This is a genomic window from Luteimonas sp. MC1828 (assembly GCF_016461615.1).
Lineage (GTDB): Bacteria > Pseudomonadota > Gammaproteobacteria > Xanthomonadales > Xanthomonadaceae > Luteimonas.
In genome coordinates, this window is sequence record NZ_JAEMNY010000001.1 from 993,728 (window position 1) to 1,019,679 (window position 25,952).

The following is a 25,952-nucleotide window of genomic DNA, read 5'->3' on the forward strand; positions in this document are numbered from 1 at the left end:
GCAAGGACATCGGCCCCGCCGGCAGGACGCGTCCAGCCGCTAGACTCCCGCTACACGCACAGGAGCGCCCATGGACCCCATCCTCGTTGGCAAGGCCGTCACGACGCCCGATGCACTGCCGGAAACCGGCGGCCGCGTCCACCTGCAGCCGCGCTACGGCAATCGCCACGGCCTGGTGGCCGGCGCCACCGGCACCGGCAAGACCGTCACGCTGATGACGCTGGCGGAGGGGTTCTCGCGGATCGGCGTGCCGGTATTCCTGGCGGACGTGAAGGGCGACGTGGCCGGGCTTGCCGTCGCGGGCGACGGCGGCGAAAAGCTGCTGCAGCGCGCGGCGATGATCGGTGCCGACGGCTACACGCCGGAAGCCAGCCCGGTGCTGTTCTGGGACATCTACGGCAAGTCCGGGCACCCGGTGCGCACCACGGTCAGCGAGATCGGGCCGACGCTGCTCGGGCGCATGCTCGAGCTCAACGACACCCAGTCCGGCGTGCTGGACATCACCTTCAAGCTGGCCGATGACCGCGGCCTGCTGCTGCTCGACCTGGCCGACCTGCGCGCCCTGCTGGCGCTGGTGGCCGAGGAACGCAAGGCCATCTCCACGTCCTACGGACTGGTCAGTGCGCCGTCGATCGGCGCCATCCAGCGCGCCCTGCTGCGCCTGGAGCAGGAAGGCGGCAACCAGTTCTTCGGCGAGCCGGCGCTGGAGCTGGCCGACCTGATGCGCACCACGCCCGAGGGCCGCGGCGTGATCGGCATCCTCGCCGCCGACCAGCTGGTGCTGAAGCCGCGCCTGTACTCCACGTTCCTGCTGTGGCTGCTGTCGGAGCTGTTCGAGAACCTGCCCGAAGTCGGCGATCTGGACAAACCCAAGCTCGTGTTCGTGTTCGACGAGGCGCACCTGCTGTTCAAGGACGCGCCGCCGGCGCTGCGCCAGCGCGTCGAGCAGGTGGTGCGGATCATCCGCTCCAAGGGCGTGGGCATCTACTTCTGCTCGCAGTTCCCGGACGACGTGCCCGACGAGATCCTCGGCCAGCTGGGCAACCGGGTGCAGCACGCGCTGCGCGCGTTCACCCCCCGCGACCAGAAGGCGGTGCGCACCGCGGCCGAGACCTTCGTCGCCAATCCCGCGCTCGACGTGGCCAAGGTCATCGGCCAGCTCGGCACTGGCGAAGCGCTGGTCTCGACCCTGCAGGGCAAGGGCGCGCCGATGCCGGTCGAACAGACGCTCATCGCACCGCCGCGCTGCCGCATGGGCGCGATCACCGAGGCCGAGCGCGCCCGCGTGCGCGCCACCAGCACGGTCGGCGCCAAGTACGACACCACGGTGGATCGGGAATCCGCGTTCGAGATGCTGGCCGCCAAGGCGGAGACGGTGCTGGAAAGCGCGCAGGCGCCCAAGGCACGCACCGCGGCCGAGGACGACGCCGGGGGTGGCGGCTTCGGCCAGTCGGTGAAGGACGCGCTGTTCGGCACCAAGCGGCGCCAGGGCATGGTGGAAACCATGGCCAAGCAGACCGCGCGCACGGTGGGCAACCAGATCGGGCGGCAGATCCTGCGCGGCATCTTCGGCGGCATCACCGGCAAGAGGTGAATGCACGGCGCGGGCACCACGCCGCGACCACGACCGGCGCGCGACACTTCGCGCCAGCCCCCACCCGGATGCACGCCATGCGCCATACCCTCCCAGCGGTCCTGATGCTCGCCGCCCTGCTTGCCGCCGTCGGCTGCCAGCCGACCCCGGACCCGGACACCGTTCCGGCGCCACAGGCGCCGCTTGGCACGGGTCACGCAAGCGCTGGAACCGCGTCCCTGTCGTCCGCCCCGACAGCGCGCCTGCCCGCGGCAGCGCCGGCGAACGCGCCCGGCACGGACGCCGTGGTGGTGGCCGACCGCACCTCGCCGGGCGACTCGGAACCGCGCTTCGATGCGCGCGCCTTCGCCGGCACGTTCATCGCGCCGGGCACGCGCCTGGTGATCGAGCCCGACGGGCGCTACGCGATCAGCACCGACACCGGAAGCAGCGCCGGCAGCTGGTCGCTCGAGTCCGGAAGCGGCCTGCTGCTGCTCGATCCCGACGCCAAGGATGCATCCGACCGCCGCTTCGCCCTGCCCTCGCCCGACGAGCTCGCGCCGCAGGACGGCGGCGTGGCCTTGCGCCGCGACGGCGCGACCGGCAAGCACTGAGCGCGCATGGGCCGCTGGCGACCGCCGCAGGAGGCAAGCACCGCCCTCGTCACGCCCGCCGGCCATGCGCGCCTGAAGGCGGAGCTTGACGATCTCTGGCGCGTGCGCCGCCCCGAAGTGGTGCGCGCACTGAGCGCGGCGGCTGCCGAAGGCGACCGCTCGGAAAACGCCGAGTACCACTACCGCAAGAAGCAGCTCGGCGAGATCGACCGCCGCGTGCGCTACCTGTCGAAGCGCCTGGAAACCCTGCGCGTGATCGATACCGTCCCGTCCGACGCGGGCGCGGTGTTCTTCGGCGCCAGCGTAGAGATCGAGGACATCGATTCCGGCGAGGTCCACCGCTACCGCATTGTCGGCCCCGACGAAATCGACGCCGCACTGGGCTGGATCAGCATCGACGCGCCGCTGGCACGGGCGCTGTTGCGGAAGCGTGTCGACGACGAACTCGAGGCGCAGCTTCCGACCGGCGCGCGCCGCTTCGTCGTGCTCGCGGTCGGCTACCCGACGTAGAGCGTGGATCCGTAGTCGACCTCGCCGTAGAGGTCGTGCTCGTCGCTGCCCATGATGCGCACGTCGACGAACTCGCCGGGGCGCAGGCCCGCCTCGCGGCCATCCTGCACCTGCACCAGGCCGTCGATTTCCGGCGCGTCGGCCATCGAGCGCGCGATCGCGAGATCACCGTCGATCGCATCGACAATGCAGCGCTGCACGCTGCCGACCTTGGCCTCCAGGCGCGCGGCCGAGATCTCCGCCTGCCGCGCCATGAAGCGCGCCAGGCGCTCTTCCTTCACCTCGGCGGGCACCGGGTCCGGCAGCGCGTTCGCCGCCGCGCCATCCACCGGCGAATAGGCGAAGGCGCCGACGCGGTCGAGCTGCGCCTCGTCGAGGAAGTCGAGCAGCGCCTCGAACTCCGCGTCGGTCTCGCCCGGGAAGCCGACGATGAACGTCGAGCGCACGGTGAGCTCCGGGCAGGCCGCGCGCCACGCCTGCACGCGCTCGAGCGTGCGCTCGACCGCGCCGGGCCGCTTCATCAGCTTCAGGATGCGCGGGCTGGCGTGCTGGAACGGGATGTCGAGATATGGCAGCAGGCGCGGCTGGCCGTCGGCGCGGGTCTGCACCATCAGCTCGATGATGTCGTCGACATGCGGGTACGGGTAGACGTAATGCAGGCGCACCCAGGCGTCGAGTTCGGACAGGCCTTCGCACAGCGCCTTCATGCGTGTCTGGTACGCCTTGCCGCGCCACGTGCGCTCCGCATAGCGCAGGTCGACGCCGTAGGCCGAGGTGTCCTGCGACACCACCAGCAGCTCGCGCACGCCGCCGGCGACCAGGCGCTCGGCCTCGCGCAACACGTCGTCGACCGGGCGCGACACCAGGTCGCCGCGCATCGACGGAATGATGCAGAAGCTGCAACGGTGGTTGCAGCCCTCGGAAATCTTCAGGTAGGCATAGTGCCGGGGCGTGAGCTTCACGCCGGACGCGTAGTCTTCGGCGCCGAGCCGCTGGCGCGGCACGAGGTCGAGGAACGGGTCGCGCCGCGGCGGCAGTGCCGCATACACCGCGGACATCACGCTGGCGTAGTCCTGCGGGCCGCTGATCGACAGCACGCCCGGGTGCGCCTCGCGGATCAGCTCGGCGCGCTTGCCCAGGCAGCCGGTCACGATGACCTTGCCGTTCTCGGCCATCGCCTCGCCGATCGCGTCCAGCGATTCGGCCACCGCGGAATCGATGAAGCCGCAGGTGTTGACCACCACCACGTCGGCGTCGTCGTAGCTGGGCACGAGCTCGTAGCCCTCCACCCGCAGCTGGGTGAGGATGCGTTCGGAGTCGACGAGGGCCTTGGGGCAGCCGAGGCTGACGAACCCGACGCGCGGGCTGGCTGTTACGGGGGACGACTGGGACATGCGCTGGGGGTGGCTCGCTGGAGGGGCCGCGCGATGGCAGGCCGGGGGGATGGATTTCGCGCCGCGAGTATACCGGGGGGCTAGACTCGACCCGAGGACCGGAGCGCCCGGCCCGACGAGGAGACCCGCCAATGGGCACGCGCGGCACGCTTGAAGTTCCGGGGATCGGCGAGGTGGGCACGTGGCTGGCGCGGCCCGATGCGACCCCGCGCTGCGGCCTGGTGGTGGTGCAGGAGATCTTCGGGGTCAACGCCCATGTGCGCGCGGTCACCGACCGCTATGCCCGCGACGGCCTGCTGGCGCTGGCGCCGGCGCTGTTCGACCCGGTGGAACGTGATGCCCAGCTCGCCTACGACGAGGCGGGCTTCGAGGGCGGTCGCGCGCTGGCGACAGCCCTGGGCTTCGAACGCGCGGTGGCGATCGTGGCCGCTGCGGCCGCACGGCTGCGCGCGCTGCTGGCCGAAGCGTCGCCTGACTCGCCCGGCAGCGTTGCGGTGGTCGGATTCTGCTGGGGCGGCAGCGTCGCCTGGCTCGCCAACACCCGCCTCGGCCTGCCCGCGGTGAGCTATTACGGCGCGCGGACCGTGCCATTCCTCGACGAGCCGATGCGCGCGCCGATGCTGTTCCACTTCGGCAGCCGCGACCACAGCATCCCGCCCGCCGACGTCGAAGCGCACCGCCGCGCGCAGCCCGCCGCCGAACTGCACGTCTACGACGCCGGGCACGGCTTCAACCGCGATGTCGACCCGCTGCACCACGACCCGGCGAGCGCCCGCCTCGCCCACGCGCGCACGCTGGACTTCCTGCAGCGCGCCTGCGGCGCGATGGCAGGCACCGCGGCGTCACCCTGAATCGGAGGACTCCCCCATGTCCAAGCGAAAACAGCACCAGCCCGAGCCCTACGCCCTGCATCCGCAACTGGCCGCCGACAGCCACCCGCTGGCCACGCTTGCGCTGTGCGACCTGCGGCTGATGGATGACAGCAACTACCCGTGGCTGGTGCTGGTGCCGCGGGTGCCGGAAGCCCGCGAACTGGTCGACCTGTCGCCGGAGCAGCGCGCGCAGCTTGGCGAGGAGGTCGCGCGCTGCGAGCGGCTGCTGCTCGCCGAATACCGGCCGCACAAGCTCAACGTCGCCGCGCTCGGCAACCTGGTGCCGCAGCTGCACGTGCACGTCATCGCGCGCTTCGAACACGATCCGGCCTGGCCGGCGCCAGTGTGGGGGCGCGTGGCCGCCCGCCCCTATGCACCGGAAGCACTGGTGGATTGCATCTCGGTGCTGCGCCACTCGCTGCTCGACTGAGCGCGCTCAGGTGCGCGGCAGGGTCACCCCGGTCTGCCCCTGGTACTTGCCGCCGCGGTCCTTGTACGAGGTCTCGCAGACGTCGTCGGCCGCGGACTGGAAGAACAGCATCTGCGCCACGCCTTCGTTGGCGTAGATGCGCGCCGGCAGCGGCGTGGTGTTGCTGAACTCCAGCGTCACGTGGCCTTCCCACTCGGGCTCCAGCGGCGTGACGTTGACGATGATCCCGCAGCGCGCGTAGGTGCTCTTGCCCAGGCACACCACCAGCGTGTCGCGCGGGATGCGGAAGTACTCCACCGTGCGCGCCAGCGCGAACGAGTTCGGCGGGATGATGCATTCGTCGGCCTCGATATCCACGAAGCTCTTCGGGTCGAAGTGCTTGGGATCGACGATGGTGGAATTGATGTTGGTGAACACCTTGAACTCGCGCGAGCAGCGCACGTCGTAGCCGTAGCTCGAGGTGCCGTAGCTGACGATGCGCTCGCCGTTGCCGGCGTGCTTGACCTGGCCGGGCTCGAAGGGCTCGATCATGCCTCCCGGCATTTCGGACATGCGGCGGATCCAGCGGTCGGACTTGATGCTCATTCGGTTCCCGGATTGGCGTGGCCACGGCGGCACGGCGGCCGCGCGGCAGGACCGGCGATTGTAGGGAATGCGCGCGGCCGCGGCATCCGGCCGCCGCGGGCCGCTCCCGGTCAGACCAGCGAGGCGGAAATCCCGCTCGGCGCGCGCGGGCGCTTCTCGAGCTCGGCAACCAGGTTGCGGGCCAGCGCACGATAGGCCTCGGCCGCAGTCGACGCGGGGGCCGATACGACCACCGGCACGCCGGCGTCGCCCTGCTCGCGGATCGCAAGCTCCAGCGGCAGCGAGCCAAGCAGCGGCACGCCGTACTGCTCCGCCATGCGGCCGCCGCCGCCCTGGCCGAACAGGTGTTCCGCGTGGCCGCAGTTGCTGCATACGTGGACCGCCATGTTCTCGACCAGGCCCAGTACCGCGACCTCGACCTTCTCGAACATCTTCAGCGCCTTGCGCGCATCGAGCGTGGCCATGTCCTGCGGCGTGGTGACGATGACCGCGCCCGCCACCGGGATCTTCTGCGCCAGGGTGAGCTGGATGTCGCCGGTGCCCGGCGGCAGGTCCACCACCAGGTAATCCAGGCCGTCCTCGCCACCCCACAGCGTGTCGCCGAGCAGCTGGGTGAGCGCCGAGGTCGCCATCGGCCCGCGCCAGATCATCGGCGTGTCCTGGTCGACCAGCAGGCCGATCGACATGGCCTCGACGCCGTGCGCGCGCATCGGCGTGATCGACTTGCCGTCCGGGCTGTCCGGGCGGCCGGACAGGCCCAGCATGGCCGGGACGCTGGGGCCGTAGACGTCGGCATCGAGGATGCCCACCCGGGCGCCGTCGGCAGCCAGCGCGAGGGCAAGATTGACGGCGGTCGTGGACTTTCCCACGCCGCCCTTGCCCGAACCCACTGCGATGATGTTGCGGATCCTGGGCAGGGGCTTGAGGGTGCCCTGGACTGCATGCGCCGGCACCCGGGTGCCCGGTGTGGCGCGATTCTTCGAGAACAGCACGTCCTGATCTTCCGTTCGATGCGACTGGAGGCACTAGCTTGCGCCATGCAACGCCGCAAACGCGAATCCACCGCCCAACCCGACCCACAGGATGCCGGACGACCCGTCCATCAACTACGCGGGCGCGAGCTCGACGCCGCCGCAAGCCAGGGCCATTCTTGTGTATAACTCTGCCTGCCGGCGCGTTGCGCGCCCCCCACACACGAGGAAGTTCCATGCGTGCCTTCCAGACGTTGACCCTGATGGCCGCGCTCCTGCCGCTGGTCGCCTTCGCCCAGGCCTCCCCGGTGGGGCGCTGGAAGACCATCGACGACGAGACCGGCAAGGTGAAATCGATCGTCGAGATCACCGAATCCGGCGGCAAGCTGCGCGGCCAGGTGGTCGAGGTCCTCCATTCCACCCGCGGCCCCAATCCGACCTGCGACAAGTGCAAGGGAGCCAACAAGGACAAGCCGGTGAAGGGCATGACCATCCTCTGGAACCTTGTACCCGGCGGCGACGGCTGGGAAGGCGGCACCATCCTCGATCCCGCCAAGGGCAAGACCTACAAGTCCAAGCTCAAGCTCATCGACGACGGCAAGCTCGGCGTGTCCGGCTGCGTCGCCTTCATCTGCCGCGAGCAGGTGTGGATCCGCGAGTAAGCGCATCCACCGGAATTCGCGTCACGCCCACTGGCACTGCCGGCACTCGCCGGGATGCCTGCCGTGCCCCTGTGCAATGCAGGGGCTACAGGGTCGGGGAATGACCGGCCTGCCGCGCGTCGCCGCAAAATGCGACCGCAGTCGTAACAAAAACTTCAAGCGACTTTAACGAAACCTTTCTCAATGGTAGTGTCGGGCCTTCACGGCAGCGTCACGGCACAACCTGCAGCGGCGCTCCCCCGTGAAACCAAGAGTCGTTATCTTTTCAGGGGAGTCATCCATGTCATTTCGCAACACCACGACGTTCAGGCGGAGCCGCCTGAGCGCAGCCCTTCTTGCTGCAATCGTCCTGCCGGCCGCTGGCCCGATCTTCGCGCAGGATGCAGCGCCGAACGAATCCAGCAGCAGCCAGGCCACCACCGACCTGGACCGCGTCACGGTCACCGGCTCCCGCATTGCGCGCGCCGGCTTCGTCACGCCGTCGCCGGTCACGGCCATCACCGCGGAAGAAATCCGCGCAACCGGCGCCGTGAACATCGGCGACCTGATGACCAAGCTTCCGGCCCTCTCGCCCAACTACACCCTGGGCAACTCCACCCGCTTCATCGGTACCGCAGGCCTGGGTCTGCTCGACCTGCGTGGCATGGGCACCTCGCGCACGCTGGTGCTGGTCAACGGCCGCCGCCACGTGGGCGCGAGCCCCGGCTCGACCGCGGTCGACGTGAACACCATCCCGACCGAGTGGATCGAGCGCGTGGAAGTGATCACCGGCGGCGCCTCGGCTGTCTACGGCGCTGACGCCGTTGCCGGCGTGGTCAACTTCATCATGAAGAAGTCGTTCGAAGGCTTCGAGCTGCGCGGCCAGACCGGCCAGGCCAGCGAAGGTGGCTTCGACCGCTCGTTCGTCAGCTTCTCCGGCGGCAGCGACTTCGCCGAAGGTCGCGGCTCGGCCGCGATCTCGCTCGAGTACAGCAAGCAGGACCGCTTCGGCCGTGGCGATCGCCGCATCGGCCGCGAGTTCCTCGTGTCGATCCCGAACCCGAACTTCGACGCCAGCAAGCCGCCGAGCGAAAGCAACCCGCAGACCATCATGTCGGGCCCGGGTGGCAACCACGCCATCTCCTTTGGTGGCACGTTCACCATCGGCACGTTCAACCCGGCCAACCCGGCCACCTGGGGCAACCGCTACGTCTTCGATCAGGATGGCAGCTTCCGCCCCAACCGCTACGACGGCACCGTCGTCAGCGCGTCGTCCTGCGTGGATTGCGACTTCGCCGACCTGAACTCGGTGGCGGACCTGCAGCCTGCGTTCGACCGCTTCAGCTTCAACAGCGTGGTCAACTTCGACCTTGACGAGAACCATCGCCTGTTCTTCGAAGGCAAGTACAGCAAGACCGAGTCGCAGTTCTTCGGTCAGCCCGCCTTCGACCAGCCGATCCGCATCCGTCGCGACAACGCGTTCATCTCGTCCGAGCTGGGTGCACTGATGGACGCCTCGGCCCTTCCCGTCCTCGACGGCCAGAAGATCCTGCAGGTTTCCCGCTTCAACGTCGACGCCGGCCGCCGTGGCGAGAACGTCGAGCGCCAGACTGCACGCGCGGTCCTGGGCATCGAGGGTTACTTCGGCGACGACTGGAGCTACGAGGCCTCGGCCAACTACGGCCAGACGACGATCTCGCGCCTCAACCTCAACAACCGCATCAACGAGCGCTGGCACGCCGGCATGGACTCGGTCATCGATCCGGCCACCGGCAACATCGTCTGCCGCACCACGCTCAATCCGACCGCACTCAATCCGCACACCGGCGTGGCGTACTCGACCTTCGCCCGCACGGGCTGCGTGCCGTTCAGCACGTTCGGCAACGGCGCCGTCAGCTCCGAGGCCGCCGCATGGTTCAACACCAACTCGCTGAACACCTCGAAGCTCGAGCAGCAGGTGGTCTCGGCGACGGTGTCCAACAGCCGCCTGTTCTCGCTGCCGGCGGGTGACGTCGGCTTCGCGGGCGGCGTTGAATACCGCAAGGAACAGAGCCGGGAAAACACCGATCCGCTGGCAGCCCTGGGCCTGACGTTCCTGAACGCCATCCCGAGCCGCGGCGGCGAGTACGACGTGACCGAAGTGTTCGCCGAGACCACCATCCCGGTGCTGGGCGACCTCCCGGGCATCGAGCGCCTCGCGATCGACCTGGCCGGCCGCTATTCGGACTACAGCACGATCGGTTCGGCCGTGACCTGGAACATCGGACTCGACTGGACGATCATCCCGTCGCTGCGCTTCCGCGGCACGCACGCCCAGGCCGTCCGCGCGCCGAGCATCGGTGAGCTGTTCAACCCGCAGTCGCAGAACTTCGCCACCATCAACGATCCCTGCAACTACCAGGTCACCAACCCCAACCGTCCGTCCACCGCCCCGGACGTTGCACTCCGCCAGGCCAACTGCACGGCGCTGGGCGTACCGGTGGGCTGGGTCGACACCTACTCGGCGAACCGCCCCGGCGTGAGCGGTGGCAACCCGAACCTGTCGCAGGAAGAGGCGGAGTCGGTGTCGTTCGGCTTCGTCTGGCAGCCCGAGTTCGTCGAAGGCCTCGGCGTTTCGCTGGACTACTGGCGCGTCACCCTGCACGACGCGATCGGCGCCGTCACGGCGCAGACCAACGCGTCGCGTTGCGTGGATTCGCCCGGCGGCATCAACAACAAGTTCTGCAGCTTCATCACCCGCGCTCCGGCTGGCGGCTACACCGATCCGCAGGGTCGCGACTTCCCGGCCTACAGCATCACGAACTGGCTGGCGCTGAACGAAAACCTCGCCAAGTCGCGTCGCGTCGGCGTCGACCTCGAGGTGGACTATCGCTTCGAGATGTTCGGGGGCAACAGCACCCTGCGCTTCGTCGGCACGCGCATGATCCAGTCGCGCGAGTGGGCGTTCCAGGATTTCCCGGATGAGTTCATCGAGTACGTCACGTACTTCACCGACCCCCGCTGGCGCGCGCAGCTCAACGGCACGTACCGCAAGGGGAACTGGCGTGGTTCGTGGGACCTGAACTACGTGGACGGCAACCTCCGCGTGACGCCGGCGAGCTTCAGCTCCAACCCGGGTTCGCAGAGCCCGATCCGCAACGGTTCGTGGGTCTACCACAACCTGCAGGCCGGCTATAAGTTCGGCGACAGCGGACTCGACCTGTACGTCGGCGTCGACAACGTGTTCGACAAGGATCCGCCGGTGAACTACTTCGGTGCAGACCTCGGCACCGCGCTGTACGACAACATCGGTCGCTTCATCTACGTGGGCGCGACCTACAAGTTCTAAGCGTTTTCGCATCACTGTTCCGCGGGGGCCCGGCGCAAGCCGGGCCCTTTTTGTTTGCGGGGCGGCTGCAGCGGCCAACCACCCGCGGATGCAGCGGACGCGCCTTCGGCCGCCCGGCGGCCGCGTGCGATAATCCGCGATCGTCCGCCACCAGTTGCCCGCATGCCCCGCCCCGCGCTCGTCACCAACGCCCTGCCCTACGCCAACGGCCCGCTGCACATCGGCCACCTGGTGGGCTACGTCCAGGCCGACATCTGGGTACGCGCGCGGCGCATGGCCGGCGGCACGGTGCATTACGTCTGCGCCGACGACACCCACGGCACGCCGATCATGCTCGCCGCGGAAAAGGCCGGCACGACGCCTGAAGCCTTCGTCGCCGGCATCCAGGCCGGGCACGAGCGCGACTTCGCCGCGTTCGGCGTCGCCTTCGACCACTACGACTCGACCCACTCGCCGCGCAACCGCGCGCTCACCGAAGCGATCTACAGCCGCCTTGATGCCGCCGGCCACGTCACCCGGCGTTCCGTGGCGCAGCTGTACGACCCGGTGAAGGGCATGTTCCTGCCCGACCGCTACGTGAAGGGCACCTGCCCGCGCTGCGGCACCGCCGACCAGTACGGCGACAACTGCGAACACTGCGGCGCCACCTATTCACCCACCGAACTGGTGGACCCGGTGTCGGTGGTCAGCGGTACCGCGCCCGAACTGCGCGAGAGCGAGCATTTCTTCTTCGAACTCGGACAGTTCGAAGCATTCCTGCGCGAGTGGCTGGCCGGCGACATGGCCGTGCCCGGCGTCAAGGCAAAGCTGATGGAATGGGTCGACGGCGAGGGTGGCCTGCGCGCCTGGGACATCTCGCGCGACGCACCCTACTTCGGCTTCGAGATTCCAGGGCATCCGGGCAAGTACCTGTATGTCTGGATCGATGCGCCGATCGGATACCTGGCCAGCTTCCAGGCGCTGTGCGAACGCGACGGCCTGGACTTCGACGCGTTCACCGCGGCCGACAGCCAGGCCGAGATGCACCACTTCATCGGCAAGGACATCGTCAATTTCCACGGCCTGTTCTGGCCGGCGGTGCTGCACGGTGCCGGCCTGCGCGCGCCCACGCGCCTGCACGTCAACGGCTACCTGACCGTCGACGGCGCCAAGATGTCGAAGTCGCGCGGCACCTTCGTCATGGCGCGCACCTGGCTCGATGCCGGCCTGCCGGCGGAGGCGCTGCGCTATTACTACGCGGCCAAGTCGTCGGGCGGCGTCGACGACCTCGACCTGAACCTCGCCGACTTCGTGGCGCGGGTGAACGCCGACATCGTCGGCAAGTTCGTGAACCTCGCCAGCCGCTGCGCAGGCTTCATCGACAAGCGCTTCGACGGCATGCTCGCCGGCGCGCTGCCGGACCCGGACATGCATGCGCGCTTCGTGGCCGCGCTCGAGGGCGTGCGCACGGCCTACGCCAACAACGAGCCGGCCAGCGTGCTGCGCCAGGTGATGGCGCTGGCCGACGAGGCCAACCGCTACATCGACGAGAAGAAGCCGTGGGTGCTGGCCAAGCAGGATGGCGCCGACGCGGAACTGCATGCGGTCTGCACCCAGGGCCTGAACCTGTTCCGCGTACTGGCCGGCGCGCTGCGCCCGGTGCTGCCGGCGATGGCCGGCCAGGTGGAATCGTTCCTTGCCGCCCCGCTCGACAGCTGGGACGCGTTCGCGCAGCCGCTGCTGGCGCATCGCATCCAGGCCTACCAACCCCTCTTCACCCGCATCGACCCGAAGCACATTGCCGCCATGACCGACGCCAGCAAGGAAGACCTCAAGCCCACCCAGGCCGTGCCGCAGGCCTCGAGCCTCAAGCTGGCCGGCGATCCGCTGGACAAGGCCGCGGCCAAGGCCGGGGCTGCTTCGACGTCCGCAGATGCGCCCGCCACCATCGGCATCGACGACTTCGCCAAGCTCGACCTGCGCATCGGCAAGGTGCTGGCTTGCGACTTCGTCGAAGGCTCCGACAAGCTGCTGCGCTTCGAGCTCGATGCCGGCGAACTCGGCCGCCGCCAGATCTTCTCCGGCATCCGCGCAAGCTATGGCGAACCGGACAGCCTGGTGGGCCGCAACGTGGTGTTCATCGCCAACCTGGCGCCGCGCAAGATGCGCTTCGGCGTGAGCGAAGGCATGATCCTGTCCGCCGGCTTCGACGGTGGCGCGCTGGCGCTGCTGTGCGCCGATGCCGGCGCCGAGCCGGGCATGCCGGTGCGCTGACAGCCCCGGGGCGATGGACCTCAGCGCGCGCCTCGATCGCATCCTGCCGCAGACCCAGTGCGGCCAGTGCGGCTACGCGGGCTGCCGGCCCTATGCCGAAGCCATGGCCGCCGGCCAGGCCGGCACCGACCGCTGCCCGCCGGGCGGTGATGCCGGCGCGCGGGCGCTTGCACGCGTGCTCGGCACGGAGGCCATTCCCTACGATCGCGCGCTTGGCCTGCAGGCTGCGCCCGAGGTGGCACTGGTCATCGAAGCCGACTGCATCGGCTGCACGAAATGCATCCAGGCCTGCCCGGTGGACGCCATCGTCGGCGCCGGCAAGCACATGCACGTGGTCATCGAGCCGCTGTGCACCGGCTGCCGGCTGTGCGTGCCGGCCTGCCCGGTGGACTGCATCGTGATGCTGGCCGCGCGGCCAGCACCTGCCCTACCGCGTCAGGGCTGAGTGCAGGCCGAGCAGATGCGCTCCACCTGGTAGCCCCTGGCGCGCAGCTTCTCGACCACGCCGTCCTCGCCCAGCAGGTGCATCGCGCCGACCACCACCAGGGTGTCGTCGCTGCCGTCCTCGCGCAGCCGCTGCTCCAGCTTCGGGAGCCAGGCGTCGTTGCGCTCCACGTTGATGACGCGGTAGAGCTCGGGATATTCCCGGCGCATCTCCGCCACCATCTCGCGCAGGATCAGGTCGACATCGCCCGCGCGCCAGGCGGCGTGCAGCGCCATCATTTCCTCGCGCCCGGCCGCGCCCTGGTCGATCGCATCGGACAGCATCTGCAGCTGCTCGTCGGCGCCCATGCCGTCGAGGAAGGCAATCTGCTGTGCGCCGCTCTCAAGTCCGGCGGTCGGCTTCTGCGCGGTCCCGGCGCGCGCCGCGATGTGCGCATCGAGGCCCAATGCGGGGTCGAGGCCATAGCCGGTCAGCTGCGAGATGGTGATCATCAGGCCGGCGAACCATGGCTCGAACATCTGCAGCATGGCCGGCGCCATGCCCAGCTTGGCCAACTGTCCGGCATTGCTTTCCGACCACGACGCAAGCTTCCTGGCCAGGTCGGCAGGCAACTGGCTGTCCAGCGTGGTGCCGTCGGTGCGCATCGCGGCTTGCGCCATCTGCAGCCCGAGCTGCGGTGAGGCCATCTCCTCCGGCGAGAGCTCGAACAGCACCTTCTCGGCATCGGCGAATGCAAGGTCGACGTCCGACGACAGCGGGTAGTCGTCGGGCATCAGCAGGTGGAACGAGCCGAGCAGGTACAGCGCGTTGTCGTCGTCGGAGACCTTCCACAGCAGCGGCACCGGCGCGGTGTGCGCCGCGGCGGGCCTGGTGGCCTGTGTCGCGTCGCGCGCCGCGGCGCCCGGCAGCAGGAACATGGCGAGGGTGGCGGCAAGCAGTGGCGTGGCGAGGCGGCGTCCGATGAGGGGCATGGCGTTCCTGATGTCCGTGGGTTCAGTTGGCGGGTGCGGCGTAGGCCATTTCGCCCGCGGTCACCGCCAGGTCAAGGCGGTTCTCCGGCGGCGGCAGGGGGCAGGTGGCGAACGGCGTGAACGCACAGGGTGGATTGTAGGCGCGGTTGAAGTTGAGGCTCACCCTGCCCGTCGCATCCGGCGCTGCGACATCGAGGTAGCGGCCGGCGCCATAGCTGCCGTGGCCGCTGGTGCGGTCGGCCAGGATCAGGAACAGGCCGCCTTCGCCGCCGTCGAGCGCCTCCAGGCGGTACGCGGCGCCGTCGCGTTCGAATTCCACGACGCCCGGGTTGGCCATCGGCTCCACGCCACCGGTGATGCTGGCGATCTCGATGGTGCGGCCAGCCGGATGGGCGATGAAGCGTGCGTCGACCAGCCAGCCGGGATCCACCGGCCAGTACTCGATGCTGCCGAAGCCGGCGCGCGTGGCGGCGTCGGCATGGCGCACGCGCAGCGCCTTGCGCGGGCCGCGACGGAGGACCGTCAACACGCCCTTGCCGTCGTCGAAGCCGAGCACGCTGGGCGCTTCCGCGTGGTCGTCGTGCAGCTCGGCCCGCCCCTTGAGCGGTGCGCCGTCCAGCGTCACCGCCACGTCGCGCTCGGGCGTGAAGTACACGCGGTCGCCGTCGCGCTGCACGAGCCCGAGCTTGGGCGGGCCGTTGGCGAGACGGATCCCGCTGGTGGCGTCGCTGCCGACGTAGTGCGCGCGCAGCTCCAGCCAGTGCAGGCCGATGAGGCTGGTCCAGCCGTCCTCGGCCACCAGGCGCGCGCGGCGCTCGGCGCGCCACTCCGCTTCGGTGGAGATCATCGCCTGGCTGGTCGGCGGACGCTGGGCATCGGCTTCCGCCGCGGGTGGCGCGCGGTCACACGCGGAGAGCGCGAGTGCCGCGGCAAGCGTTGCCGCGGCCGTTCCGGCGCGTGTCATGTGTCGGGTCATCAACGTCCCCTCAGGAACCAGCGGTCGATATCGGCGAGCGAGAAACGCGTCCACGTGGGACGCCCGTGATTGCATTGCCCGGAGCGCTCGGTAGCCTCCATGTCGCGCAGCAGGCCGTTCATTTCGGCGATCGTCAGCCGGCGATTGGCGCGCACTGCACCGTGGCAGGCCATGGTGGAGAGCAGTTCGTCGCGCGCCGCGCGCACGCGGCGGCTGGCGCCATGCTCGCGCAGGTCGGCCAGCACGTCGCGCAGCAGCGCTTCGCTGTCGCCGTGCGCGAGCAGCGCCGGCACCCCGCGCAGCAGCAGCGACTGCGGCCCGGTGCGCGAGACCTCGAAGCCGAGCTCGCCGAGCGTGGCCGCCTCTCGCTCCGCGATGTCGGCCTCGCGTTCGCTCACAGCCACCGGCTGCGGCACCAGCAGCGGCTGCACCCGCACGCCGGCGCCGTCGTGGGCGTTCTTGAGCTTCTCGTAGCCGATGCGCTCGTGCGCGGCGTGCATGTCCACGACCACCAGGCCGTCGGCGGCTTCGCTGAGGATGAAGATGCCGTGCAGCTGGGCAAGCGCGAACCCCAGCGGTGGAATGCCGTCCTCGCCCGTCGCGGGCAATGGCTGCGCCGGCGCCGGGAATACGGGCCACGCCGCCGTGCCGCCTTCGGACACGGCCGACACGGCGCCGGCGTGGAGCGCGGCGCCGTACAGCGCGGCGTACGCATCGCGCGCCTGCTCAAGGCCCAGTGACAGGTGCGATTGCGAGGAGACCTGCGCGGCAAGTTCGCGCGATACCTCGGCCTGCACGCCCACCGCGGCAACCAGCGGCGCGTTGCCGGCGCGCGTCTCCGCCAGCGCCGCGTGCAGCGCGCGATAGACGAAATCGTGCACCAGCCGCGCGTCGCGGAAGCGCACCTCGTGCTTGGCCGGATGCACGTTGACATCCACGCGCGCCGGGTCGATCTCGAGGAACAGCACGTACGCCGGCTGCCGGCCGTGGAACAGCACGTCGGCATACGCCTGCTTCACCGCGTGCGCGACGCTGCGATCACGCACCGCGCGGCCGTTGACGTAGAGGTACTGCTGGTCGGCGCTGGCGCGCGAGTAGGTGGGCTGCGCGATCCAGCCGTGCACGCGCAGCGCCGGCGCCACGCTGCCGTCGCCCGCCTCGCGCGCGCTGACGGCGTGGTCCACGCGCAGCGCCTGCTGCGCGAAGCCGTCGCCGAGCGTTTCCACCAGCCGCTCGCCCGCCGCGGCGTTGCCGGCCAGGTCGCCGCCGCGATAGCGCCGCGACGGCCGGCCGTTGTGCGCGATCCGCAGCTCCACGTCCGGACGCGCGAGTGCGAGCGAGCGCAGCCACTCCTCGATATGCCCGAGCTCGGTTCGTTCGGCACGCAGGAACTTGCGCCGCGCCGGCACGTTGAAGAACAGGTCGCGCACCTCGACGGTGGTACCAACCGGATGCGCGCTCGGCGCGACGTCGCCGACCTGGCCGCCGTCGACCTGCAGGCTGGCGCCGTGCGCCTGGCCTTCGCGCCGCGAGGTGATGGTGAAGCGGCTGACGGAGGCGATCGACGGCAGGGCCTCGCCGCGGAAGCCGAGCGTGGCCACCACTTCCAGGTCGTCGAGCGAGGCGATCTTGCTGGTGGCGTGGCGCGAGATCGCCAGCGGCAGCTGCGCCGGCTCCACGCCACCGCCGTCGTCGCGCACGCGCACCAGGCGCACCCCGCCCTCCTCGATGTCGATGTCGACGCGGCGCGCGCCGGCGTCGAGCGCGTTTTCGACCAGTTCCTTGACCACCGATGCGGGGCGTTCGATGACTTCGCCTGCGGCGATCTGGTTGACGAGGGTGTCGGGTAGCTGGCGGATGCTCAAGGTATCGGCGCCGGCCGCGACGCGTCCGGCTCTGTGGGCCAGACGCGATGATAAGCGAGCTTCAGCGGCTGCCGCCGCTCGCTGCCGCGGACGAAGCCTGGGCCGAGGCCACGCGCGCGGCGAACAGCGTGCCCGGCGGTGGCTGGCTGGTGAAGTAGGTCTTGACCCCGTCCAGCACCGCGCGCGCCACGTTGGCCTGGAACTGCGGGTCGATCAGGCGCTTTTCTTCTTCCGGATTGGAGAGGAAAGCGGTTTCGACCAGCATCGCCGGTATGTCGGAGGTGCGCAGCACGGCGAAGTTGGCGCGTTCGATGTGCGGCTTGTGGTTGTTGCCGATGCGCTTGAGGCCGTCGAGGATGTGGTTGCCGGCATCCTCCGAGGCCTTCATCTGCCCGCTCTGGGTCAGGTCGAGCAGCACGTTGGTCAGCATGCTGTCGGACGTGGGCAGCTTGCCCCCGCCGATCAGGTCGGCGGCGTTTTCCTTGTCCGCCAGCCAGCGCGCGCGCTGCGAGGACGCGCCCTTCAGCGAGAGCACGTACACCGACGAGCCCTTGGCGTTGCGGTTTTCGGCCGCATCGGCATGGATGGAGATGAACAGGTCGGCGCCTGCGGTGCGCGCCAGCTGCGCGCGGCGGTTGAGCGGGATGAACACGTCGGCGTCGCGCACCAGGTGCGCCTTGAGGCCGGGCGTGGCGTTGATCTGCCGCGCGAGCTCGCGGGCGATGGCCAGGGTGATGTCCTTCTCGCGCTTGCCGGTCGGGCCCACGGCACCGGGGTCCTGGCCGCCGTGGCCGGCGTCGATCGCGATCACCAGCGGACGGCCAGCGGCGGCCGGCTGGGGCTTGCTCGCGGCCGCGGCGGCGGTCGTCGCGTTGGCCGTCGCGACGCGCGCGGGCACGCCGGTGGCGACCGTGGTCGGCACGGACGGCGCCCCGGGGCGGACGCCCGCGGGCGGTGCGGAACGTACCGGATTCGATTGCGCCTGGGCGACAGCCGCGGGCGGCGGCGTGTCGACGGGCGGCAGGCCCGCGATCAGTCGCGAAGTCGCGGCCGCTGACGCCGCGGACGGGTCGGGTGCGGGCGACGCCTGCGGCGCCGCGCCCTTGTCGCCTGCACTGGCCGCGGGCTGGGCCGTACCGCCCTGCGCGGCCTCGGCGATCCTGGCGATCGGGTCGTTCCCCATGTCCCCCGGCCACTCCAGGACCAGGCGGCTGCCGTCGCCCGCGGCCTCGAGCCGCGGGTTCAACACCACCACCGGGGACGCCAGGTCGAACACGATGCGCGTGGTGCCGGGCACCGGCTGGCCACTGCGCACCGCCTTCACCACGCCCACCGCCGCCGCCGGCAGCGAAAACCCGCGCGCCAGCCCGCTGCCCGGCAGGTCGACGACCAGCCGGTCCGGATTGGCGAGGGTGATGAGCTTGAATTCGGCCTGCGTGTCCAGCTGCAGCTCGGCACGCGTGCCGGTGGGGCCGGTATCGACGCGCAAGCCCTTGATTTCAGCAGCGTGGGCAAGGTTCCACAGCAGTGCGGCCAAGAGGGCCGCACCGAGCAGGATCTGCTGGAGGTTGATTCCCCGGGCGCGCATGGCAATCAGTCAATCACCATAACGGAATGTTTGCAACATCTTTTCCCTTTGTAATCCGTGGCCTGCCCCATCTTCCTATGGGCACGGTTCAGGAACGCGCGGCAACCCGCCGACCAGCATCCAGCGCGGCAAGCCAGGAGACCCCGCCGTCCGTGTCCGCATCAAGACGGCAACGTCGCCCCTCGCCCTCCACCGCCAGCGAGACCACCAGATCCGGGCGCGGCAGCGCCGCCAGCCCGCGCTCCGGCCATTCCACCAGCCACAGACGGGCGTCGCTGTCGTCCAGGCCTAGGAACTCGAGCTCGCCGGCGTCCCCGATCCGGTACAGGTCCAGATGCAGCGCCTCGCCGCCGCCGGCCAGCGGATAGCGCTCGACCAGCGTGTAGGTGGGGCTGCGCACCGCGCCGGTCACGCCCAGCGCGCGCAGCCAGGCGCGCGCCAGCGTCGATTTCCCGGCGCCGAGATCGCCATGCAGGTGGACCACCGCACGCGGCGGCTGCGATGCGGCCAGTGCTGCAGCCAGCGCAGCGGTCGCCGCTTCATCCGCCAGGTGCAGCTCGCGCATCGCCGTGCTCATGGATTCACGCTCCGCCGCAGCGCGTCGATGAGGTCGGATGGCAGCAGCCCACGCGCCCCGCCCTCGGCAGCGGCGCGATCGCCGGCCACGCCATGCAGCAGCGCGCCAAGGGCGGCGGCATCGGCAGGCCCATGTCCCTGCGCGCACAGGGCGGCGACGACCCCGGTCAGCGCATCGCCCATGCCGCCAACCGCCATGCCCGGATTGCCGGCATCGATGACCATGATGTCGCGTCCTGGCGCAGCGACCAGCGTGCCCGCGCCTTTCAGCACCACCACGCAGCCCAGCCGCTCACGCAGCGCGCGCACGGCGCCGAAGCGGTCGCCCTGGACACCGGCGGCGGTACTGCCCAGCAGCCGCGCGGCCTCGCCGGGATGCGGGGTGACGATCGTGGACGGCGGCAGCACGCGCGGCGCTTCCGCAAGCAGGTTGAGGGCGTCGGCATCGAGCACCAGCGGCGTGCCGGAGGCGAGCGCCACGTCGAGCAGGCGGCGCGCCCACGCCGTCCGGCCAAGCCCGGGGCCGACCGCGCACACACTCGCTGCCGCGCACAGCACGGACCATGCGTCCGGATCATCGCCGCCATGCGCCATGGCCTCGGGCGCGCGGGCCAGCAGCGCCGATACGTGCGCTTCGCGCGTGGCGACCGACACGAGCCCCGCACCGGCCCGCAGCGCCGCCGCGGCCGCGATGATCACAGCGCCGCCCGTGCCGTGGTCGCCGCCCACGACCAGCACGTGGCCGGAATCGCCCTTGTGGGCGTTGCGGCGGCGCGGCGGCAGGGCTGCCGCAAGCACGTCCGCCGTGGGCGACAACAGGCGCGCACAGGCCTCGACGCCGCTGCGCACCTCATCGGGAATGTCGAGGGTGGCCAGCGCCAGCGCGCCGGTGTACTCCAGCGCGTGCCCGCTGCGCAGGCCGGCATGCTCGGCGATGAATTGCAGCGTGCGCGTGGCGTGGACCGCGGCGCCTGCGGCATCGCCGCGCGCGGCGTCGATGCCCGAGGGCACGTCGAGCGACAGCACGTCGGCATCGAGCGCGTCGATCGCTTCGAGCAGTGCCGCAGTGGTGGCATCCGGGGCGCCGCCGAAACCGATGCCGAACAGCGCGTCCACCACCAGGTCGCACCCGGGAAGCACGTCAGCAGCGACATCGACCCGTCCACCGGCGGCTTCGTAATCGGCCCGCGCGCGCAACGCCAGCGGACTTCGTGCTTCGTGGCCGGCGGCATGGAGCACGCGCACTTCGCGACCGGATTCCAGCGCATGGCGCGCGAACACGTAGCCGTCGCCCCCGTTGTTGCCCGGCCCGCACAGCACCAGGACCCGCTGTGCCTGCGGCCAGTGGCGCAGCGCGAAGCGCCAGGCCGACACCCCGGCGCGGCACATCAGCTCGAAGGCGTCGCCGCCCAGCGCCGCGATGGCCCGGGCCTCGAGCAGGCGCACGGCCGCGATGTCGTGCAGGGGCGTCCCGGCGATGGTTGCAGGGGCATCCATGGCGGGGATTCTATACTTGCGGCACCGTGATCCTTCCCCCACCACCGACAGCCGCGCGCGTGCACCAGCCCGCCTCCTCCGCACCCGACGCGCTGGCGCTCGCTGCGCGCATCCGCGGCCTTGTGCGCGAGGCCGGCTTCCAGCGCTGCGGCATCTCAGGCGTCGACCTCGGTGCCGACGAAGGCCACCTGCGCGAGTGGCTGGGGCGCGGTTTCCACGGCTCGATGGACTGGATGGCGCGCCACGGCGACAAGCGCTCGCGGCCGCAGGAACTGCTGCCGGGTACGGTCAGCGTGTTGTCGGTGGGCCTGGACTACGGCCGCCGCGACGACCAGGAGGCGTGGGCGACGCTCGCCGATGGCCAACGCGCCTATGTCGCCCGCTACGCGCTCGGTCGTGATTACCACAAGCTGATGCGCAACCGGCTGCAGGCGCTGGCCGATCGCATCGCCGCCGAAGTCGGCCCGTTCGGCCACCGCGTGTTCGTCGATTCCGCGCCGGTGCTCGAACGGGCGCTGGCGCGCAACGCCGGCCTCGGCTGGATCGGCAAGCACACCTGCCTGATCGACCGCGACGGCGGCTCGTGGTTCTTCCTCGGCGAGATCTACCTCGACCTGGCGTTGCCGACTGATGCGCCGGCCAGCGCGCACTGCGGCAGTTGCGTGCGCTGCATCGAGATCTGTCCCACTCAGGCGATCGTGGCGCCGAACCAGCTCGACGCGCGGCGCTGCATCAGCTACCTGACCATCGAGCATGAAGGCGCGATCGACGAAGCGCTGCGGCCGCTGATGGGCAACCGCATCTTCGGCTGCGACGACTGCCAGCTGGTGTGTCCGTGGAACAAGTTCGCGCGGCGCAGCGACGAGCCCGACTTCCGCGCCCGCAACAACCTGGACGAGGCGACGCTCGCCGAGCTGTTCGCGTGGACCGAGGACGAGTTCCTGACCCGCACCGAAGGCAGCGCGCTGCGCCGCAGCGGCTATCGGCGCTGGCTGCGCAACATCGCCGTGGCGCTGGGCAATGCGCCGACCGCGCCGGAGGTCCTCGCGGCGCTTGCCTCGCGCCGCGACATCGCCGACCCGGTGGTGGCCGAGCACGTGGAGTGGGCACTGGCGCAACACGACCTGCGTGCCGGCGTGGCGGGTGCTATCCCGCTGCGCCTCATCCCCGCGCCCTGATCTCGTCGACCAGTGCGCGCGTGACCGCGTCCGATGCGGCGGATTCGCCACGCAGCGCGGGCAGCACCTCGCCGGCCAGGCGCTTGCCCAGCTCCACGCCCCACTGGTCGAAGGCGTTGATGCCCCACAGCACGGACTGGGCGTACACGCTGTGCTCGTACATCGCCAGCAGCGCGCCCAGCGCATGCGGCGTCAATGCATCGAGCAGCAGCAGCGTGGACGGCCGGTTGCCGGCGTGGGCCTTGTGCGGATCGGCATCGGCATGGCCATTGGCCAGCGCCTCGCTCTGCGCCAGGAGGTTGGCGAGCAGCACTTCATGGTGTTCGCGATACGGATGCGCCGGGCGCACCACGCCGATGAAATCGGCCGGCACCACGTCGGTGCCCTGGTGCAGCGCCTGGAAGAAGCTGTGCTGCGCACCGGTGCCGGCCGCGCCCCACAGCACCGGCACGGTGGCCACGCCGGGCGGCTGGCCATCGGCACGCACGGATTTCCCCAGGCTCTCCATCACCAGCTGCTGCAGGTATGACGGCAGCAGCGCGAGGCGCTGGTCGTAGGGCAGCACGGCCTGCGTCGGCAGGCCGAGCGCGTTGCGGTTCCACACCGCGACCAGCGCGTGGCGGATCGGCAGGTTGGCGTCGAACGGCGCCTCGACCGCGTGCGCATCCATCTCCGCGGCGCCTGCCAGCAGCGCGTCGAAGCCGTCCATGCCGATCGCCAGCGCGATCGCGAACCCGACCGTCGACCACAGCGAATAGCGGCCTCCCACCCAGTCCCATATCGGCAGCACCCGTGACGCGTCCACGCCGAAGGCCTCGGCGCGCGCGACATTCGCGCTCACCGCATACAGGCGTTCGCCGCCGCCCAGCCAGTCGCGGATCACCGCGCCGTTGAGCAGGGTTTCCTGGGTGCTGAAACTCTTCGATACCAGGATCGCCGCGGTGCGCGCCGGGTCCAGCCCGCGCAGCACGTGCTGGATCTCGCTGCCGTCGACGTTGCTGACGAAGTGGATGCGGAAGCGGCCGTCGTGCAGGTCCTTCAGCGCATCCACCACCAGCCGCGGTCCCAGGTCGGAGCCGCCGATGCCGACGTTGATGATGTCGGTGACGCCCGAGTCGCGCAGCCCGGCCACAAGCGTCGCCATCTGCCCCCGCGCGGCCAGCGCCGCGGCGCGCGCATCACGGGCGACGTCGCTGCGCCCGATCGCCGATCGCAGCGCGGTGTGCAGCGCCGGGCGGCCTTCGGTGGCGTTGACCGTGGCGCCGTCGACCAGCGCCCGCAGCGCCAAGGACAGCCGCACGTGGCCGGCCAGCGCGCCAAGCGTGGCGAGCGTGGGCGCATCGAGGCGCTGGCGCGCGAAGCTCGCGTACAGCGGGCCGACGCGCAGCGCCAGCGCCTGCGCGCGGTCGGGTTCGACCGCGACGAGGTCGGCGATGCACGCCGGCGCGAGCCGCTCCGCGTGGGCCAGGAGTTGTCGGACCAGCGCTTCGCCGGCCATCCCCTCAGGCGGCCTGTGCGGGGATGGCGTCGTTGGTGTGCGTCATCCGGTTCTGCCGGTCGACGTACACCAGGCTCGGCTTGAACGCCGCCGCCTCGGCCTCGTCGCAGGCGCCGTACGCGCAGATGATCACCAGGTCACCGGTCTCGGCCTGGTGCGCGGCGGCACCGTTGACGGAAATGATGCCGCTGCCTTCTTCGCCGCGGATCGCGTAGGTCGCGAAGCGCTTGCCGTTGTTGATGTTGTAGATCTCGATGCGCTCGTACTCGCGGATACCGGCGAGGTCGAGCAGGCGGCCGTCGATCGCGCAGGAGCCTTCGTAGTGCAGCTCGGCGTGGGTCACGGTGGCGCGGTGGATCTTGGCTTTGAGGAGCGTCAGCAGCATGGTCGTCGGGCCGTGGGGCCGTTCAGGCGGGGATGGGGCGATTCTACAAGATGGTGGTTTCACACCTGCTGGCGCCCTGCGGAAGCCGTTCACGCGTCCAGGCCGAATTCCAGGTTGTCGATCAGCCGCGTGCGGCCCAGCCGGGCCGCCACCAGCGCGACGCGTTCGCGACCTTCGTCGTCATCGGGCTCGGCGAGCAGTGGCGTACGCACCACGGCGTAGTCCACGGCGAACCCGGCCTCCGCCAGGCGCGCCGCACCGAGCGCCTCGACCTCGCGCCACGGCATGCCGCCGCGCAGTGCGTCGCGCATCGCCAGCAGGCCACGGTGGATTTCCGGAGCCAGTGCGCGCTCGTCGGTGCCGAGGTACTGGTTGCGGGAACTGCGCGCCAGGCCGTCGGCCTCGCGCACGATCGGTGCCGGCAGCAACTCCACCGGGAACGCCAGGTCGCGGACCATGTGCCGGATCACGGCCAGCTGCTGGTAATCCTTGCGACCGAAGGCGGCAACGTCGGGCTGTACCTGGTTGAACAGCCGCGCGACCACCGTGCACACGCCGTCGAAGTGCCCCGGACGATGCGCGCCATCGAGCACGTCGGTGATACCCGGCACCTGCACGCGCACCGCGCGCGCCAGGCCGAGCGGGTACATCGCGTCTAGCGAAGGCATCCATGCCAGGTCGCAGCCGGCGGCCTCGAGTCCCGCCACGTCGGCTTCGGGCGTACGCGGATACTGCGCATAGTCTTCGTCGGGCCCGAACTGGGTGGGATTGACGAACACGCTCGCCACCACCCGGTCGGCATGCGCGCGCGCCAGCTGTACCAGCGAGTGGTGGCCCGCATGCAGGTTGCCCATGGTGGGCACCAGTCCGACGCGCAGGCCTTCGCGATGCCAACCGGCCACGCGCGCGCGCAGTGCATCCAGGGTCGTCGCAACCTCGATCATGTGCTGCCCTGCCCTGTCCTTACGCGTACGAGTGCGCGGCGTCCGGGAAGCTGCCGTCCTGGACGGCGGCGATGTAGGCGCGCGTGGCGCCTTCGACCGAGCCGCCCTCGGCGAGGAAATCCTTGACGAATTTCGGGCGGCGATGGCCGGAATCGAGGCCAAGGAAATCGTGCATCACCAGCACCTGGCCGTCGCAATGCGGGCCGGCGCCGATACCGATCGTCGGCGCAGCGCTGTCGCGGGTGATGTCGGCGGCGAGCGCGGACGGCACGCCCTCCAGCACCACCAGCGTCGCGCCCGCATCCACCACCGCGCGCGCGTCGGCGCGCAGCTTGGCGGCGGCAGCATCGTCGCGGCCCTGCACCTTGAACCCGCCGAAGCGCAGGACCGACTGCGGCGTCAGGCCGAGATGCGCGGAGACCGGGATCTCGCGTTCGGTGAGGAAACGGATCACATCGAGCTTGTGGTCGGCGCCTTCCAGCTTGACCATCTGCGCGCCGGCCTGCAGCAGCCGCGTGGACGCGTCCAGCGCGCGCTCGGGCGTGGCGTCTGCCTGGAACGGCAGGTCGGAAACCAGCAGCGCATGGCGCAGCACGCGCGCGACGCAGGCGGTGTGGTAGGTGATGTCGTCGACGGTCACCGGCAGTGTCGAGTCGCGGCCCTGCACCACCATGCCCAGCGAATCGCCGATCAGGATGAGGTCGATGCCGGCGGCGTCGAACACGCGCGCGAAGCCCGCGTCGTAGGCGGTCAGCATCGTCAGCTTGCGGCCCGCGCGGCGCGCATCGGCAAGTCCGGGGACCGTCATCGGACGGCGTTGTTCAGTTGTGGCCATTGCGGATCATTGCAACCGGAAAC

At 70.4% G+C, this 25,952-nt stretch carries 23 protein-coding genes; 10 read left to right on the top strand and 13 right to left on the bottom strand.

The window, feature by feature from the left end:
* The first annotated feature begins 70 nt into the window (after positions 1-70).
* From JHB91_RS04670 to greB, 3 genes are all read left to right on the top strand, one after another.
* Positions 71-1,594: a helicase HerA-like domain-containing protein gene (locus JHB91_RS04670; protein WP_199471819.1), complete on the top strand. Its 1,524-nt coding sequence runs from the start codon at positions 71-73 to the stop codon at positions 1,592-1,594.
* 77 nt (positions 1,595-1,671) lie between these two features.
* The gene (locus JHB91_RS04675) at positions 1,672-2,187 is read left to right on the top strand and encodes a hypothetical protein (protein ID WP_199375512.1); all 516 of its coding nucleotides are present in this window, start codon (positions 1,672-1,674) and stop codon (positions 2,185-2,187) included.
* A 6-nt stretch (positions 2,188-2,193) separates the two neighbouring features.
* Entirely contained in the window at positions 2,194-2,697 is a 504-nt protein-coding gene (gene greB / locus JHB91_RS04680) for a transcription elongation factor GreB (RefSeq protein WP_199471822.1), read from the top strand.
* Here greB and rimO read toward each other — a convergent pair.
* A complete protein-coding gene (gene rimO, locus JHB91_RS04685) occupies positions 2,685-4,091 on the bottom strand; it encodes a 30S ribosomal protein S12 methylthiotransferase RimO (RefSeq protein ID WP_199471825.1) in 1,407 nt (468 codons plus the stop codon). The two genes, greB and rimO, sit on opposite strands and share 13 nt — an antisense overlap.
* A gap of 131 nt (positions 4,092-4,222) precedes the next feature.
* Between rimO and JHB91_RS04690 the strand changes: the two genes are divergently transcribed.
* Positions 4,223-4,942 carry a dienelactone hydrolase family protein gene (locus JHB91_RS04690; protein WP_199471827.1) on the top strand — a complete coding sequence of 240 codons (720 nt, stop codon included), beginning with the start codon at positions 4,223-4,225 and terminating at the stop codon, positions 4,940-4,942.
* Between the two features lie 16 nt (positions 4,943-4,958).
* Positions 4,959-5,393, top strand: a complete 435-nt coding sequence (locus tag JHB91_RS04695; protein WP_199375499.1) for an HIT family protein — start codon at positions 4,959-4,961, stop codon at positions 5,391-5,393.
* A 6-nt stretch (positions 5,394-5,399) separates the two neighbouring features.
* Here the strand turns inward: JHB91_RS04695 and dcd are convergent, their stop codons facing one another.
* Both dcd and apbC read right to left on the bottom strand, forming a co-directional pair.
* Positions 5,400-5,978 carry a dCTP deaminase gene (dcd, locus tag JHB91_RS04700; protein WP_199375497.1) on the bottom strand — a complete coding sequence of 193 codons (579 nt, stop codon included), beginning with the start codon at positions 5,976-5,978 and terminating at the stop codon, positions 5,400-5,402.
* Between the two features lie 110 nt (positions 5,979-6,088).
* Positions 6,089-6,967 carry an iron-sulfur cluster carrier protein ApbC gene (apbC, locus tag JHB91_RS04705; RefSeq protein ID WP_199375749.1) on the bottom strand — a complete coding sequence of 293 codons (879 nt, stop codon included), beginning with the start codon at positions 6,965-6,967 and terminating at the stop codon, positions 6,089-6,091.
* A 218-nt stretch (positions 6,968-7,185) separates the two neighbouring features.
* Here apbC and JHB91_RS04710 point away from each other — a divergent pair, with 218 nt between their 5' ends.
* The 4 genes from JHB91_RS04710 (at position 7,186) to rnfB (ending at position 13,616) form a co-directional block, all read left to right on the top strand.
* The gene (locus JHB91_RS04710; protein ID WP_199375495.1) at positions 7,186-7,611 is read left to right on the top strand and encodes a DUF2147 domain-containing protein; all 426 of its coding nucleotides are present in this window, start codon (positions 7,186-7,188) and stop codon (positions 7,609-7,611) included.
* A 280-nt stretch (positions 7,612-7,891) separates the two neighbouring features.
* On the top strand, positions 7,892-10,918 hold the full coding sequence (locus JHB91_RS04715; RefSeq protein ID WP_199375493.1) for a TonB-dependent receptor: 3,027 nt from the start codon (positions 7,892-7,894) through the stop codon (positions 10,916-10,918).
* Between the two features lie 162 nt (positions 10,919-11,080).
* Complete coding sequence (metG, locus tag JHB91_RS04720) at positions 11,081-13,171, top strand: methionine--tRNA ligase (protein WP_199471830.1); 2,091 nt, start codon at positions 11,081-11,083, stop codon at positions 13,169-13,171.
* A gap of 13 nt (positions 13,172-13,184) precedes the next feature.
* Positions 13,185-13,616 carry an Rnf electron transport complex subunit RnfB gene (gene rnfB, locus JHB91_RS04725; protein WP_199471833.1) on the top strand — a complete coding sequence of 144 codons (432 nt, stop codon included), beginning with the start codon at positions 13,185-13,187 and terminating at the stop codon, positions 13,614-13,616.
* Here rnfB and JHB91_RS04730 read toward each other — a convergent pair.
* The 6 genes from JHB91_RS04730 to JHB91_RS04755 all read right to left on the bottom strand — a co-directional run bounded on the left by JHB91_RS04730 (position 13,607) and on the right by JHB91_RS04755 (position 21,089).
* Positions 13,607-14,587: a TraB/GumN family protein gene (locus JHB91_RS04730; protein WP_199471835.1), complete on the bottom strand. Its 981-nt coding sequence runs from the start codon at positions 14,585-14,587 to the stop codon at positions 13,607-13,609. The genes rnfB and JHB91_RS04730 overlap by 10 nt on opposite strands.
* Positions 14,588-14,609: 22 nt before the next feature.
* Positions 14,610-15,551 carry a DUF1684 domain-containing protein gene (locus JHB91_RS04735; protein WP_199471836.1) on the bottom strand — a complete coding sequence of 314 codons (942 nt, stop codon included), beginning with the start codon at positions 15,549-15,551 and terminating at the stop codon, positions 14,610-14,612.
* Between the two features lie 11 nt (positions 15,552-15,562).
* Positions 15,563-17,428 carry a DNA mismatch repair endonuclease MutL gene (mutL, locus tag JHB91_RS04740; RefSeq protein ID WP_199471838.1) on the bottom strand — a complete coding sequence of 622 codons (1,866 nt, stop codon included), beginning with the start codon at positions 17,426-17,428 and terminating at the stop codon, positions 15,563-15,565.
* Positions 17,429-17,489: 61 nt separating this feature from the next.
* Positions 17,490-19,016: an N-acetylmuramoyl-L-alanine amidase gene (locus JHB91_RS04745; RefSeq protein WP_199471840.1), complete on the bottom strand. Its 1,527-nt coding sequence runs from the start codon at positions 19,014-19,016 to the stop codon at positions 17,490-17,492.
* Positions 19,017-19,104: 88 nt separating this feature from the next.
* The gene (gene tsaE / locus JHB91_RS04750) at positions 19,105-19,581 is read right to left on the bottom strand and encodes a tRNA (adenosine(37)-N6)-threonylcarbamoyltransferase complex ATPase subunit type 1 TsaE (RefSeq protein WP_199472654.1); all 477 of its coding nucleotides are present in this window, start codon (positions 19,579-19,581) and stop codon (positions 19,105-19,107) included.
* Between the two features lie 8 nt (positions 19,582-19,589).
* Positions 19,590-21,089: an NAD(P)H-hydrate dehydratase gene (locus tag JHB91_RS04755; protein WP_199471842.1), complete on the bottom strand. Its 1,500-nt coding sequence runs from the start codon at positions 21,087-21,089 to the stop codon at positions 19,590-19,592.
* A gap of 59 nt (positions 21,090-21,148) precedes the next feature.
* On the opposite strand from JHB91_RS04755, the gene queG reads away from it, so the two are divergent.
* Positions 21,149-22,267, top strand: a complete 1,119-nt coding sequence (queG, locus tag JHB91_RS04760) for a tRNA epoxyqueuosine(34) reductase QueG (RefSeq protein ID WP_343225053.1) — start codon at positions 21,149-21,151, stop codon at positions 22,265-22,267.
* Here the strand turns inward: queG and pgi are convergent.
* The 4 genes from pgi to panB all read right to left on the bottom strand — a co-directional run bounded on the left by pgi (position 22,251) and on the right by panB (position 25,929).
* A complete protein-coding gene (pgi, locus tag JHB91_RS04765; protein WP_199471844.1) occupies positions 22,251-23,765 on the bottom strand; it encodes a glucose-6-phosphate isomerase in 1,515 nt (504 codons plus the stop codon). The genes queG and pgi overlap by 17 nt on opposite strands.
* A gap of 4 nt (positions 23,766-23,769) precedes the next feature.
* Complete coding sequence (gene panD, locus JHB91_RS04770) at positions 23,770-24,150, bottom strand: aspartate 1-decarboxylase (protein WP_182821852.1); 381 nt, start codon at positions 24,148-24,150, stop codon at positions 23,770-23,772.
* An 89-nt stretch (positions 24,151-24,239) separates the two neighbouring features.
* Complete coding sequence (panC, locus tag JHB91_RS04775) at positions 24,240-25,094, bottom strand: pantoate--beta-alanine ligase (protein WP_199471847.1); 855 nt, start codon at positions 25,092-25,094, stop codon at positions 24,240-24,242.
* Between the two features lie 19 nt (positions 25,095-25,113).
* A complete protein-coding gene (panB, locus tag JHB91_RS04780) occupies positions 25,114-25,929 on the bottom strand; it encodes a 3-methyl-2-oxobutanoate hydroxymethyltransferase (protein WP_199471850.1) in 816 nt (271 codons plus the stop codon).
* Positions 25,930-25,952 lie beyond the last annotated feature (23 nt).

Excerpts from the sequence above, each read along its gene's own strand:
- panD (WP_182821852.1), bottom strand. The coding sequence starts at position 24,150 with ATGCTGCTGACGCTCCTCAAAGCCAAGATCCACCGCGCCACCGTGACC.
- dcd (WP_199375497.1), bottom strand. The coding sequence starts at position 5,978 with ATGAGCATCAAGTCCGACCGCTGGATCCGCCGCATGTCCGAAATGCCG.
- JHB91_RS04730 (WP_199471835.1), bottom strand. The coding sequence starts at position 14,587 with ATGCCCCTCATCGGACGCCGCCTCGCCACGCCACTGCTTGCCGCCACC.
- metG (WP_199471830.1), top strand. The coding sequence starts at position 11,081 with ATGCCCCGCCCCGCGCTCGTCACCAACGCCCTGCCCTACGCCAACGGC.
- JHB91_RS04745 (WP_199471840.1), bottom strand. The coding sequence starts at position 19,016 with ATGCGCGCCCGGGGAATCAACCTCCAGCAGATCCTGCTCGGTGCGGCC.
- JHB91_RS04735 (WP_199471836.1), bottom strand. The coding sequence starts at position 15,551 with ATGACACGCGCCGGAACGGCCGCGGCAACGCTTGCCGCGGCACTCGCG.
- tsaE (WP_199472654.1), bottom strand. The coding sequence starts at position 19,581 with ATGCGCGAGCTGCACCTGGCGGATGAAGCGGCGACCGCTGCGCTGGCT.
- pgi (WP_199471844.1), bottom strand. The coding sequence starts at position 23,765 with ATGGCCGGCGAAGCGCTGGTCCGACAACTCCTGGCCCACGCGGAGCGG.
- JHB91_RS04715 (WP_199375493.1), top strand. The coding sequence starts at position 7,892 with ATGTCATTTCGCAACACCACGACGTTCAGGCGGAGCCGCCTGAGCGCA.
- JHB91_RS04755 (WP_199471842.1), bottom strand. The coding sequence starts at position 21,089 with ATGGATGCCCCTGCAACCATCGCCGGGACGCCCCTGCACGACATCGCG.
- JHB91_RS04695 (WP_199375499.1), top strand. The coding sequence starts at position 4,959 with ATGTCCAAGCGAAAACAGCACCAGCCCGAGCCCTACGCCCTGCATCCG.
- JHB91_RS04675 (WP_199375512.1), top strand. The coding sequence starts at position 1,672 with ATGCGCCATACCCTCCCAGCGGTCCTGATGCTCGCCGCCCTGCTTGCC.
- JHB91_RS04690 (WP_199471827.1), top strand. The coding sequence starts at position 4,223 with ATGGGCACGCGCGGCACGCTTGAAGTTCCGGGGATCGGCGAGGTGGGC.
- panC (WP_199471847.1), bottom strand. The coding sequence starts at position 25,094 with ATGATCGAGGTTGCGACGACCCTGGATGCACTGCGCGCGCGCGTGGCC.
- panB (WP_199471850.1), bottom strand. The coding sequence starts at position 25,929 with ATGGCCACAACTGAACAACGCCGTCCGATGACGGTCCCCGGACTTGCC.
- greB (WP_199471822.1), top strand. The coding sequence starts at position 2,194 with ATGGGCCGCTGGCGACCGCCGCAGGAGGCAAGCACCGCCCTCGTCACG.
- rimO (WP_199471825.1), bottom strand. The coding sequence starts at position 4,091 with ATGTCCCAGTCGTCCCCCGTAACAGCCAGCCCGCGCGTCGGGTTCGTC.
- JHB91_RS04710 (WP_199375495.1), top strand. The coding sequence starts at position 7,186 with ATGCGTGCCTTCCAGACGTTGACCCTGATGGCCGCGCTCCTGCCGCTG.
- rnfB (WP_199471833.1), top strand. The coding sequence starts at position 13,185 with ATGGACCTCAGCGCGCGCCTCGATCGCATCCTGCCGCAGACCCAGTGC.
- JHB91_RS04670 (WP_199471819.1), top strand. The coding sequence starts at position 71 with ATGGACCCCATCCTCGTTGGCAAGGCCGTCACGACGCCCGATGCACTG.